This window comes from Mesorhizobium sp. GbtcB19 (assembly GCF_019091085.1).
Lineage (GTDB): Bacteria > Pseudomonadota > Alphaproteobacteria > Rhizobiales > Rhizobiaceae > Mesorhizobium.
In genome coordinates this window covers 42671-55075 of sequence record NZ_JAGXJY010000025.1, presented here as the reverse complement: position 1 = coordinate 55075, position 12405 = coordinate 42671, and the positions used below count along the sequence as shown (strand labels likewise).

Here is a 12405-nt window from a genome sequence, read left to right as displayed (position 1 = left end):
AGCGGCTTCGAGACCGGGTCCCGAAAGACATCTTGCGGGGCTCCAACAACAAGAAACGGAACAACCTCAACAGTGGAGACAACCAACATGAAAATGATCAAATGGGGGGCCGCTGCCATGGCCCTGGGCCTCGTTCATCTGGCGGCGCCGGCGCAAGCCGCCGGCGGCAAGACGCTGGAGACCGTGAAGGCGCGCGGCGTGCTCAACTGCACCGGCCATGACGGCTCCTATCTCGGCTTTGCCGAGGTGGACGACAAGGGCAACTGGAAGGGCATGGACATCGACCTCTGCAAGGCGGTGGCGACCGCCGTCTTCGGCGATCCGGCGAAGCTGAAGATCGTGCCGATCAGCTGGGCGCAGCGCTGGCCCTCGCTGCAGTCGGGCGACGTCGACATCATCATCAAGGCCTCGGGCGGCACGCTCAGCCGCGACACCGAGCTCGGCCTGCAATTCTCCACTTCCTACTATCTCGGCACGACCAAGGTGATGGCGCACAAGGAGCTCAACCTGAAGTCGCTCAAGGATGCCAATGGCGGCACGATCTGCATTCCCGCCGGCACCTCGCAGGAACAGCAGGTCGCAGCCTATGCCCAGAAGCTCGGCATCAAGCTCGAGCCGGTGCTGATCGAGAAGACCGAAGAGCTCGAGCAGGCCTATTTCTCCGGCCGCTGCGATCTCTATGCGCAGTGGGGTCCGACACTGGCCATCGCCCGCATCGCCAAGAGCAAGGTCGAGGACCATGTGATCCTGCCCGACGTGCTCGCGGTCGAGCCCGAAGTGATGATCATGCGCCAGGGCGACGACAACTGGGTCGACATCGCCAACTGGACGCTGAGCACCCTGATCTTCGCCGAGCAGGAAGGCATCACCTCCAAGAATGTCGACGAGATCAAGGCCAAGCCGACCTCGCCGCAGGTGGCGAAATTCCTCGGCGTTACCCCTGGCATGGGTAAGGGTCTCGGGCTTTCCGACGACTGGGCCTACAACGTGATCAAGAAGGTCGGCAATTACGGCGAGATCTTCGAGCGCGATCTCGGCAAGGACTCGCCCTACAAGATGGATCGCGAGCTGACCAACCTCTGGAACAATGGCGGCGTCCTGTTCCCGCTTGTGATCGATTGATCCCCTGGTGATCGACTGATCCGTTCGCAACGCATCCGCTTTGAGCTCCGCCAGGCAGCCTGTCTGGCGGAGCCGGCGCCAATTCGGGAAAGATGCTGATGGTCAGCCTGCTGAGAAATCAGAAGGTCCGCAACGCGCTGTTGCAGGTCCTTTACGTCGGCTCACTTGCCGCGATGATCCTTGCCTGCGTGATGATCGCCAGGCGCAACCTCGCCGAGCAAGGTATCACCTCCGGCTTCGACTTCCTCTACAAGTCGACGGGCTGGGATGTGAACTTCTCGCTCCTGCCCGCCACCGCCAACGATCCTTACTGGTGGTTCTTCCTCATCGGCATCGTCAACACGCTGTTCCTCGGCGGCACCGGGCTGATCCTGGCAACGATCGTCGGCACGATCGTCGGCCTGGCGCGGACCTCGGCCAACGAACTGGCGCGGCTGCTCGGCCGCACCTATGTCGACATCTTCCGCAACATCCCGCTGATCCTCCAGGTCTTCTTCTGGTACGCTTTGATCACGCACCTGCCGACGCCGCGCGCCGCGCATGAGGCCTTCGGCATGCTGCTGACCAGCCGCGGCCTCTACGTGCCGATCCCCAATGTCGGGGGCATCGCCTTCGCGGCGGCGATACTTGCCGTGATCGCGGCAATCGCGCTTCCGCTCTGGCTGGGTCGGACCTCGCGCCTAAGCCAACCATTCGGCGAGCGGCTCGGCATTCAACTGGCCTCGGCGGCGACGGCGCTGGCCACCGCTGCCGTCATCCTGGCGCTCGGTCGTCTGCCGGACGTGCCGATGCTCGACTTCCCCGCCTTGCAAGGCCTCAACCTGCAGGGCGGCCTGCGCATTCCGCCGGAGTTCTCCGCGCTGGCTATCGCCATTGCCATCTATGGCGGCTCCTACATCGCCGAGATCGTGCGCGGCGGCTTCAAGGCGGTCGGCAAAGGCCAGATGGAAGCGGCCCAGTCGGTGGGCTTAAGCCCCTGGCGCGTCTTCACGCTGGTCAGGCTGCCGCTGGCGCTGCGCGCCATGCTGCCGATCCTCGCCAACCAGTATGTCTGGCTGATGAAGGCAACGACCATGGGCATTGCCGTCGGCTTCACCGACTTCTTCATGATCGTGGCGCTGACCATCAACCATTCCGGCCAGACGCTGGAAGCGATCGGCATCCTGATGGGAGGCTTCCTAGCCATCAATCTCAGCCTCGCCGCCGTGTTCAATCGCATCAACAAAGCCATTGCCCTCAAGGGCAATCAACTGAGGGGGTGAAAGATGGAGATGGTCGTTGTCGCTCCCCCTGCCCCGGGTCGGCTCGAAGACCTGAAGCGCCGCTTCTTCGCAACGCCGCTTCAGGCGCTGCTGTCGTTGATATCCCTGGCGATCATGGCTTTCATCGTCTGGAAGCTGCTCAACTGGGCGGTCTTTTCGGCCGTGTTCACGGTGAGCGGCGGCCCCGAGGCCTGCCAGGCAGCGGCCGGCGCCTGCTGGTCGGTGATCGCCGCGCGGTGGCGCATCATCCTCTTCGGCCTCTATCCCTTCGAGGAACAATGGCGCTCCGCGCTCGCCTGCGTGGCCGTGGTGGTCATGACCGTGCTGAGCTGCATGCCGGCCTTCTGGACCGGACGCCGCATCGCGCTCGTCTGGGGCACCGGCACGGGCCTCTATTACGTGCTGATGAAAGGCGGCGTGCTCGGCTTGCCCTATGTCGGCGAGGAAGCCTGGGGCGGACTGGCGCTCACCCTCTTCATCTTCGTCACCACCTGCCTGATCGGCTTCCCGCTGGCGATCTGCCTGGCGCTACTGCGCCGCTCGGACCTGCCCTGGATATCGCGCACCACCGGTCTCATCATCGATGGCGTCCGCTCGCTGCCGCTGATCTCGATCCTCTTCACCTTCGCCGTGGTGCTGCCTTTTGCGCTGCCGCAATGGCTTCAGGGCGACAAGCTCTACCGGGTGATCCTGGGCTCCGCCCTGTTCTTCTCCGCCTATCAGGCGGAGATCGTCAGGGGCGGCATGCAGGGCGTCCCGGCAGGACAGGAAGAGGCCGCCATGGCGCTCGGCATGAGCTACTGGCAGCGCATCGGCCGCATCGTTCTGCCGCAGGCGATGCGCAACGCGCTGCCGGCGACCATCAACCAGTTCGTCATCTCCTTCAAGGAGACCTCGCTGGTGGTGATTGTCGGCTTCTTCGAGATCCTCGCCTCCGGCAACGCCGCCTACGGCACCGGCGAATGGCGCTTTGCCTATGTCGAGGTCTACGCCTTCATCGCCTTCATCTATTTCGTCTTCGTCTTCAGCCTGTCCCGCTACGGCGCTTACCTCGAGCGGCGCATGGCGGTCGGCGAACGCTAGGGAGGCACGCGTGAATTCGACGCTCCCATCCGGCCCGGCCGTCCGCATCGAAGGCCTCGACAAATATTACGGCTCGTTCCACGCGCTGCGGACGATAAACCTCTCCGTCGAGCGCGGTGAGAGGATCGTCATTTGCGGACCGTCCGGCTCGGGCAAATCCACCTTGATCCGCTGCGTCAACCGGCTCGAACAGCATGATGGCGGCCGCATCACCGTGCTGGGCACCGAGCTCAACGACGATGTCGGCAACATCGACGGGATCAGGCGCGAGGTCGGCATGGTGTTCCAGCACTTCAACCTGTTTCCGCACATGACGGTGCTGGAGAATTGCATGATCGCGCCGATGATCGTGCGCAAGCGGCCACGCGCCGAAGCCGAGACGACGGCCCGGCGCTTTCTGGAGAAGGTGCGCATTCCCGAGCAAGCGATGAAATTTCCCGGTCAGCTCTCCGGCGGCCAGCAGCAGCGTGTCGCGATCGCGCGTGCGCTCTGCATGCAGCCGCAGATCATGCTGTTCGACGAGCCGACCTCGGCGCTCGATCCGGAAATGATCGCCGAGGTCCTGGACGTCATGGTGACGCTCGCCTCCGAGGGCATGACGATGATCTGCGTCACCCATGAGATGGGCTTCGCCCGCCGCGTTGCCGACCGGGTCATCTTCATGGATGGCGGCGAGATCGTCGAAGAGGCGCCGCCAGAGGCGTTCTTCACGTCCTCCCGGAACGAGCGCACCCGTCAGTTTCTGTCGCAGGTGCTGGGTCATTGAACGGCGTCCGCAGAGATGCAACGGTCCGCACATAGCACACCAATAGGTACTTCAATGACCGACCCCGCAGCCGCCCTGCGAGAGATACTCGGACCGAAAGGCTGGCTTTCGGGCGATGACACTCAACCTTTCCAACGCGATTGGCTCAACCGTTACGGCGTCCAGCCTCTGGGCGTCGCCCGCCCGGCCAACACCGCGGAGGTGGCCGCGGTCGTCAAGGCCTGCCGGCAGGCAGGAGTGGCAATTGTCCCGCAAGGCGGCAACACCGGCCTGTGCGGCGGCGCCGTCGCCGACCAGGCGAGCGCGGTGATCGTCGCGCTGTCGCGCATGACGGCAATCGGCAAACCAGACCTCGACAGCGGATCGATCCTTGTCGAAGCAGGCGTCGTGCTGGCCTCCCTGCACGAAGCGCTGGAGCCGCATGGGCTGATGTTCCCGATGCATCTCGGCGCTGAAGGCAGCGCCAGGATCGGCGGCCTGATCGGCACCAATGCCGGTGGCAGCCACGCATTTCGCTTCGGTATGATGCAGGACCTTGTGCTCGGCCTCGAAGTCGTGATGCCGGACGGCACGGTGTGGGACGGTCTTCGCGCGGTGCAGAAGGACAATGCCGGCTATCAGCTGCGCAAGCTGTTCTGCGGTTCGGAAGGCACGCTCGGCATCGTGACGCGCGCGGTGCTCAGGCTCTATCCCACGCCGAAGCAGCAGGCGAGCGCGCTGCTCGTCATGTCCGACTTCGCCGCCGCCGTTTCGTTTGGCGCCTTCTTGCGCGGCGAGGCCGGAGAGTTTCTCGCCGGGCTCGAATTCTTCTCCGATGTCGGCCTGACCCTGGCGCTCAAGCATCTGCCCGACCTCGCCTATCAACTGGAGACGCGGGGCGATGTCTATCTGCTCGTCGAGATGGCGTCGGGCTCGACACGCGTTCCCCTCGACGAGATTCTCGCTTCGGCGCTGGAATGGGGCATGGAGCAAGGTCTGGTCGTGGATGGCGCGCTGGCCAATTCCGGCGCGCAGCGGGCGCAGTTCTGGCGCCTGCGCGAGGAACAGCCGGAGGGCCAGCGGCTGGAAGGCGAGCAACTCAAGCACGACATCTCGGTGCCGCCGGGCGCGATCGCGCGCTTCATCGAAGCCGGCGCCAGGATCTGCCACGACATTCTGCCCGGCACGCGGATCAATCCGTTCGGCCATCTCGGCGACGGCAACATCCACTACAATCTGTCGCCGCCGGAAGGCCGCGCCGATTTCGACGGCAAGGCCGGAGCATTCGCCGAGGCGCTGGCCGCTTTAGCCACCGACATGGGCGGCAGCTTCGCGGCCGAGCATGGTCTGGGCCGTGCCAAGATCGCCATGGCCGATCGCAACAGGGGCCCGGTGGAGCGGGAACTCATGGCGCGGCTGAAGGATGCATTCGACCCGAAGGGCACCATGAACCCTGGCGTCCTGGTGCGCTCGCCGCTGTAAAGAAAAACTTTCGTATGCATCGCATTTCTTGATTTCGCGCCGGTTCGCCGCGGTGCAGGTATAGTTCCGAAGGGCAGGCTCGGTCCGCTTGCCGCCAGCTTGAGAGGATGTCGAAGCATGGTCCGCAATGGCGGTCACCTTCTTGTCGAGTGCCTGATCGCCTTGGGCGCGACCAAGAGCTTCGGCGTTCCCGGCGAAAGCTATCTGGCCGTTCTCGACGCGCTGCATGACACCCATGGCAGGCTGGACTATGTGCTCTGCCGCAACGAAGGCGGCGCGGCCTTCATGGCCTCCGCCTATGGCAAGCTGACGGGATCGCCCGGCATCTGCTTCGTCACCCGTGGCCCGGGCGTGACCAATGCCAGCATCGGCGTCCACACCGCGATGCAGGACAGCTCGCCGATGATCCTGTTCGTCGGCCAGGTCGGCACCGACATGAAAGGCCGCGAGGCTTTTCAGGAGATCGACTACCGCGCCGTCTACGGAACCGTCGCCAAATGGGCCGTCGAGATCGACGACGTCTCGCGGCTGCCCGAGATCGTGGCGCGCGCCTGGACCACCGCCCTGACCGGGCGTCCAGGTCCCGTCGTCGTTGCGCTGCCGGAGGACATGCTGACCACCTTGACCGAGGCCGCGCCACTCAACGGTCCTGCTTCGATTTTCGAAGCGGCTCCGTCGCAGGCGGCAATCGCGTCGACACTCGATATGCTGGCTGCCGCCGAGAGGCCGGTGCTGCTCATGGGCGGCGCCAACTGGACGGCGGGCGGACGTGCGGCACTCCAGGCTTTCGCCGAAACTTCCAACATTCCCGTCGTCGCCGCCTTCCGTTACCAGGACCAGTTCGACAACCATTCGCCTGTCTTCGTCGGCGAAGCCGGCGTCGGCATGATGGCGCATGTCAGGAAGCTGATCAGCGACGCGGACGTGATCCTGGCCGTCAATGTCCGCTTCGGCGAGATGACGACCGACGGCTACACGCTGCTTTCCGTGCCCGTGCCGCGTCAGAAGTTGATTCATATCCACGGCTCCGATCGCGAGATCGGCAAAATCTATGTGCCCACGATCGGCATCCATGCCGGCCCGAATGCCTTCGCCAAGGCGCTGACGCCGGTGAAGGGTGCCTGGGCCGACTGGCGCGCCACGGCGCGCAAGGCCTATGAAGGCACCTTCACCGCGCCCGTCCAGCCCGGCCCTGTCGACATGGTCGCGGTCAGCGCCTGGCTGCGCGCGACCTTGCCGGCCGATGTCATCCTCACCAACGGCGCCGGTAACTTCACCGTATGGCCGAACAAGTTCTTCAAGTTCGGGCCTGAGGCGCGACTGCTTGCGCCGCAATCCGGCGCCATGGGCTACGGCCTGCCGGCTGCGATCGCCGCCAAGGTCGCGTATCCTCAGCGCACGGTCGTCTGCTTCGCCGGCGACGGCGACTTCCAGATGAATTGCCAGGAACTCGGCACCGCCATGCAGGCGGGCGCGCAGCCGATCGTGCTGATCATCAACAACGGCATCTATGGCACGATCCGCGCGCATCAGGAGCGTAACTATCCGGCGCGCGTCTCCGGTACGTCGCTCGAAAACCCCGACTTCGTGGCGCTGGCCAAGGCCTACGGCTTCCACGCCGAGCGCGTCGAGGCGACGCAGGATTTCGCCGCGGCGTTCGAGCGGGCGCTGAACTCCACGACCGGCGCGGTCCTCGACATCGCCATCTCGCCCGAAGCGCTGACGCCCCGGCAGACCCTCTCCCAGATGCGCGACGCCGCGCTCGCTTCCCAGAAGGCCAAGGCATGACCTCCAGATCAGACGACATCCGCCTTGGCGCGGACATCGGCGGCACCTTCACCGACATCGCCCTCGACGTCAGGGGAACGATGTTCTCGACCAAGGTGCTGACCAATTATTCCGCACCCGAGCAGGCGATCCTCGACGGCATTGACGTGGTCATCCGCGACGCCGGAATTTCGGCCGCCGAGATCGGCATCATCATCCACGGCACGACGCTTGCCACCAACGCGCTGATCGAACGGCGCGGCGCCAGGACCGCGCTGGTCACGACGGAAGGGTTCCGCGATGTGATCGAGATGCGCACGGAGAACCGCTTCGAACAGTACGACTTGAACCTGCAACTGCCCAAGCCGCTGATCCCGCGCGAGGACCGTTTTACCGTCAAGGGCCGCATCGGCGCCGAGGGCCAGGAACTGCAGGCTCTCGACGAAGCCGCCCTCGAGGAGATCGCCGGTCGGATCGCGGCCGGCAATTTCGGCTCGGTGGCGATCGGCTTCATTCATGCCTATGCCAATCCGGACCACGAGCGCCGCGCGCGCGAAATCCTTTCCCGGAAACTCAGGATCCCGATTTCGATCAGCGCCGAGGTCTCGCCGCAGATGCGCGAGTTCGAGCGCTTCAACACGGTCTGCGCCAACGCCTATGTGCGGCCGCAGATGGCCGACTATCTCGCCCGTTTGCAGACGCGCTTGAAGGACATGGGCGCCGACTGCCCGGTTTTCATGATCCATTCCGGCGGCGGCCTGATCTCGGTTGAGACCGCGTCGGAATTTCCTGTACGGTTGGTCGAATCCGGCCCGGCCGGCGGCGCCATCTTCGCCGCCGACATTGCCCGGCGCTTCGGCCTGGAGAAGGTCGTCTCCTACGACATGGGCGGCACCACCGCCAAGATCTGCCTGATCGAGGATTTTGCGCCGCGCACGGCGCGGACGTTCGAGGTGGCGCGCACCTACCGCTTCTCGAAAGGCTCGGGCATGCCGATCTCGATCCCGGTGATCGAGATGATCGAGATCGGCGCCGGCGGCGGCTCCATCGCCTGGGTCGACGCCATGGGCCGCATCCAGACCGGGCCGGAAAGCGCCGGCTCGGAACCCGGCCCGGCCTGCTACGGCCGCGGCGGCAAGCGCCCGGCGATCACCGACGCCGACCTCGTGCTCGGCAAGCTCGACCCCGACAATTTCGCCGGTGGCGCGATCAAGCTCGACACATCCGCATCCGAGCAGGCCATCCTGCGCGATGTCGGCGAGCGCCTGTCGCTGAATGCCATGTCGACGGCCTTCGGCATTTGCGAGGTGGTCGACGAGAATATGGCCAACGCCGCCCGCGTCCATGCCGTTGAGAACGGCAAAAACATTTCAGACAATCTGATGATCGCCTTTGGCGGCGCAGCACCCCTGCACGCTGCAAGGCTTTGCGAAAAGCTCGGCATCGACCAGTGCATCGTGCCGCGCGGCGCCGGCGTCGGCTCGGCGATCGGCTTCCTCAAGGCGCCGTTCGGCTATGAGGCACTGGCCTCGAAGTTGACGCGCCTGTCGCGCTTCAAGCCGGCGGAAGTGAATGCCCTGCTCGCCGACCTCAAAGCCTCCGCCGAGGGTTTTGTCCGCAGCGGCGCCAGCGGCAGGATCGTGTGCGAGATCACGGCTTTCATGCGCTATGCCGGCCAGGGCTGGGAAATCCCCGTGCCGCTGGCGGACGAGCCGTTCGGCGACGATGCGGTGGCGAAGCTCAAGGAACTGTTCGAGACGAACTACCAGCGCTTCTTCGGCCGCGCCATCGAAGGCCTCGACGGGCTCGAGATCGAGATCGTCACCTGGTCGGTGAAGGCGACCGATGTTCGCCCTGCCGTCGCGCGACACGAGCTGATCGCCGGCAAGAAGACGAGCCAACCGGCCACCACCCGCGCCGTCTTCGACCCGGCGACTGGCGCGCCACAGACCTACGGCATTGTCGAGCGCGACATGCTTTGCGCCGGCGACCGTGTCGCCGGTCCAGCCGTCATTGTCGAGCGCGAGACGTCCACCGTCGTCACCACCAGCTTCGACGCCGTCATCCAGAGCGACGGCGCCATCCTCCTGATCCGCAAAGGCAGCCAGGCATGAGCGACCCAAGCACGAACAGCATCGGCGAAATCCGTATGCAGGTCATGTGGAACCGATTGATCTCGGTGGTGGAAGAGCAGGCGCTGACCTTGCTGCGCACCGCCTTCTCCACCTCGGTGCGCGAATCCGGCGACCTGTCGGCCGGCGTGTTCGATCCGCGCGGCCAGATGCTGGCGCAGGCGGTCACCGGCACGCCCGGCCATGTCAACACCATGGCCGAAGCCGTGCTGCATTTCATGAACGCAATCCCGCGCGAGGAGATGTTCGAGGGCGACACCTATGTCACCAACGATCCTTGGCTCGGCACCGGCCATTTGCACGACATCACCATGGTGTCGCCGTCCTTCCTGAATGGCGAGCTCGTCGCCTTCTTCGCCTGCACGGCGCATGTCGTCGATGTCGGCGGCCGCGGCTTCGGCGCCGACGGCAAGTCGGTCTATGAGGAAGGCATCCAGATCCCGATCATGAAGTTCGCGGAAAAGGGCAAGGTCAATCTCGACCTCGTCCGCATCCTGCGCGCCAATGTCCGCGAGCCGAACCAGGTGGTCGGCGACTTCTATTCGCTTGCCGCCTGCAACGAGGTCGGCCACCGCCGCCTCGTCGACATGATGAAGGAGATCGGCCTCTCCTCGCTCGACGGCCTCGGCGACTTCATCTTCTCGCGCACCCGCGACGCCATGCTGGAACGGATCGAGGCGCTGCCCAAGGGAAGCTGGTCGAACGAGCTGGTGACCGACGGTTACGACGAGCCGGTGAAGCTGGCGGCGACCGTTTCGGTGCGCGACGACCATGTCGAGGTCGACTTCACCGGCACCGACCCGATGAGCCGCTGGGGCATCAACTGCCCGATCATCTACAGCAAGGCCTATGCCTGCTATGCGCTGAAATGCATGGTGGCGCCGGACATCCCCAACAATGCCGCCTCGCTCGCCTTCTTCACCGTGACGTCACCCATCAACATCCTCAACGCCGTGCGGCCGGCGCCGGTGGCGCTCCGGCACATTTTCGGCCACATGGTTCCCGATCTGGTGCTGGGGGCGTTCTCCAAGGCGTTGCCGGGAAAAATCCTCGCCGAGGGCGCAGGAGCGCTGTGGAACATCCACATCTCGGCGCGTCCTGTCGCCGGCGCATCCGGCCGCCGCGCCGAAGTGCTGATGTTCAATTCCGGCGGCATGGGCGCCCGCCCCGAGCTCGACGGCCTGTCGGCGACGGCTTTCCCGTCCGGCGTGCACACAATGCCGATCGAGGCGACCGAGCATACCGGTCCGATCGTCATCTGGCGCAAGGAGCTGCGGCCCGATTCCGGCGGAGACGGCGAGTTCCGCGGCGGCCTCGGACAGGTCATCGAGATCGCCGCGACCGACGACCACGAGTTCGATTTTTCCGCCATGTTCGACCGCGTCAACCATCCGGCCCACGGGCGCAATGGCGGCAAGCCCGGCGTCGCCGGTGTGGTCAAGCTCGACGACGGCACGAAGATGCGTCCAAAAGGCTGGCAGCATGTGCCGGCCGGGCGCAGGCTGATCCTGGAATTGCCGGGCGGCGGCGGCTATGGCGATCCCGCCAAACGCAGCGCTGCCGCGCAGGCGAACGATCGATCCAAGGGTTACATCACGGAGAACGACTGATGAGCTATGTTGCCTCGCGCCTCTCGGTGGTGAAGCCCTCGGCCTCGATGGCGGCCTCGCAGGCAGCCAAGGCGTTGCGGGCCAAGGGCGTCGACGTGATCGACCTTGGGCTCGGCGAGCCCGATTTTCCGACGCCGCTCCACATCATCGATGCCGCGCATTTCGCCGCGAAGGCCGGCCAGACGCTCTACACGGCCGCTGCCGGCACGCTGGAAGTGCGCGAAGCCATCGCGGGAAAATTCCGCCGCGAGAACGGGCTGGACTACACCGCCGACGACATCGTGGTGGCCAACGGCGCCAAGCAGATCATCTTCAACGCGCTGATGGCGACGCTGGAGAGCGGCGACGAGGCGATCCTGCCGGCGCCCTACTTCGTTTCCTACCCGGAAATGGTGAAGCTGCTCGGCGGCACGCCGGTCGTCGTCGAATGCCCGGAGACCACCGGCTTCCGGCTGACGCCGGCGCTGCTCGAAAAGGCGATCACGCCACGGACGAAGTGGCTGTTCCTCAACATGCCGGGCAACCCGTCCGGCGCGGTTTACTCTGAGTCCGACCTGAAGGCGCTGGGCGCGGTGCTGGCGAAGCATCCGCAGGTGCTGATCCTGTCCGACGAGATCTATGAGCACATCTTGTTCGACGGGCGCGAATTCGTCTCCTTCGGCAAGGCCTGCCCCGGGCTCAAGGACCGCACGCTGATCGTCAACGGCGTGTCGAAATCTTATGCGATGACCGGCTGGCGCGTCGGCTATGCGGCCGGACCGGCGCCGCTGCTCAAGGCGATGTCGACGATCCAGAGCCAGTCCTGCACCTCGGTGTGCTCGATTGCCCAGGCCGCGACAGTCGCCGCGCTCAACGGCCCGCAGGACGAGGTCGGGCGTTTCCGCCAGGCTTTCGAGAGGCGCCGCGACCTGGTCGTCGACGGCATCCGCAAGATCAACGGCCTGACGCTGTCGCCGCCGGAGGGCGCCTTCTACGCCTATATCGGCTGCGCCAGCCTGATCGGCCGCAAGACGCCCGGGGGCGCGGTGCTGGACGATGACGCGGCCGTGTCGAACTACCTTCTCAATGAAGGCCGGGTGGCGTCGGTGCCCGGCGTCGCCTATGGACTGTCACCCTATTTCCGCATCTCGACCGCGACCAGCGAAGAGGTGCTGACCGAAGCGATCGCGCGGATCAATGCCGCCGTCGCGCAAGTGGAGTAA

Annotated in this window: 9 protein-coding genes; all 9 read left to right on the top strand. The window is 65.2% G+C overall.

Annotation, left to right across the window (positions count from 1 at the left end; genetic code table 11):
• Positions 1–87 precede the first annotated feature (87 nt).
• The 9 genes from KVT37_RS28320 (at position 88) to KVT37_RS28280 (ending at position 12405) form a co-directional block, all read left to right on the top strand.
• Positions 88–1122 (top strand): amino acid ABC transporter substrate-binding protein, encoded by a 1035-nt coding sequence (locus KVT37_RS28320; RefSeq protein ID WP_217578317.1) that lies wholly within the window; start codon positions 88–90, stop codon positions 1120–1122.
• A 98-nt stretch (positions 1123–1220) separates the two neighbouring features.
• On the top strand, positions 1221–2384 hold the full coding sequence (locus tag KVT37_RS28315) for an ABC transporter permease subunit (protein WP_217578316.1): 1164 nt from the start codon (positions 1221–1223) through the stop codon (positions 2382–2384).
• Positions 2385–2387: 3 nt separating this feature from the next.
• Entirely contained in the window at positions 2388–3467 is a 1080-nt protein-coding gene (locus tag KVT37_RS28310; RefSeq protein ID WP_217578315.1) for an amino acid ABC transporter permease, read from the top strand.
• A 10-nt stretch (positions 3468–3477) separates the two neighbouring features.
• The gene (locus KVT37_RS28305) at positions 3478–4233 is read left to right on the top strand and encodes an amino acid ABC transporter ATP-binding protein (RefSeq protein ID WP_308642789.1); all 756 of its coding nucleotides are present in this window, start codon (positions 3478–3480) and stop codon (positions 4231–4233) included.
• Between the two features lie 54 nt (positions 4234–4287).
• A complete protein-coding gene (locus KVT37_RS28300) occupies positions 4288–5694 on the top strand; it encodes an FAD-binding oxidoreductase (RefSeq protein ID WP_217578313.1) in 1407 nt (468 codons plus the stop codon).
• A gap of 117 nt (positions 5695–5811) precedes the next feature.
• Complete coding sequence (locus KVT37_RS28295) at positions 5812–7482, top strand: thiamine pyrophosphate-binding protein (protein WP_217578312.1); 1671 nt, start codon at positions 5812–5814, stop codon at positions 7480–7482.
• Positions 7479–9575, top strand: a complete 2097-nt coding sequence (locus KVT37_RS28290) for a hydantoinase/oxoprolinase family protein (protein WP_217578311.1) — start codon at positions 7479–7481, stop codon at positions 9573–9575. Before KVT37_RS28295 ends, KVT37_RS28290 begins: the two co-directional genes overlap by 4 nt.
• A complete protein-coding gene (locus tag KVT37_RS28285) occupies positions 9572–11203 on the top strand; it encodes a hydantoinase B/oxoprolinase family protein (RefSeq protein WP_217578310.1) in 1632 nt (543 codons plus the stop codon). Before KVT37_RS28290 ends, KVT37_RS28285 begins: the two co-directional genes overlap by 4 nt.
• A complete protein-coding gene (locus KVT37_RS28280) occupies positions 11203–12405 on the top strand; it encodes a pyridoxal phosphate-dependent aminotransferase (protein ID WP_217578309.1) in 1203 nt (400 codons plus the stop codon). The genes KVT37_RS28285 and KVT37_RS28280 overlap by 1 nt, the downstream gene beginning before the upstream one ends.

Excerpts from the sequence above, each read along its gene's own strand:
- KVT37_RS28280 (WP_217578309.1), top strand. The coding sequence starts at position 11,203 with ATGAGCTATGTTGCCTCGCGCCTCTCGGTGGTGAAGCCCTCGGCCTCG.
- KVT37_RS28300 (WP_217578313.1), top strand. The coding sequence starts at position 4,288 with ATGACCGACCCCGCAGCCGCCCTGCGAGAGATACTCGGACCGAAAGGC.
- KVT37_RS28285 (WP_217578310.1), top strand. The coding sequence starts at position 9,572 with ATGAGCGACCCAAGCACGAACAGCATCGGCGAAATCCGTATGCAGGTC.
- KVT37_RS28295 (WP_217578312.1), top strand. The coding sequence starts at position 5,812 with ATGGTCCGCAATGGCGGTCACCTTCTTGTCGAGTGCCTGATCGCCTTG.
- KVT37_RS28290 (WP_217578311.1), top strand. The coding sequence starts at position 7,479 with ATGACCTCCAGATCAGACGACATCCGCCTTGGCGCGGACATCGGCGGC.
- KVT37_RS28320 (WP_217578317.1), top strand. The coding sequence starts at position 88 with ATGAAAATGATCAAATGGGGGGCCGCTGCCATGGCCCTGGGCCTCGTT.
- KVT37_RS28310 (WP_217578315.1), top strand. The coding sequence starts at position 2,388 with ATGGAGATGGTCGTTGTCGCTCCCCCTGCCCCGGGTCGGCTCGAAGAC.
- KVT37_RS28315 (WP_217578316.1), top strand. The coding sequence starts at position 1,221 with ATGGTCAGCCTGCTGAGAAATCAGAAGGTCCGCAACGCGCTGTTGCAG.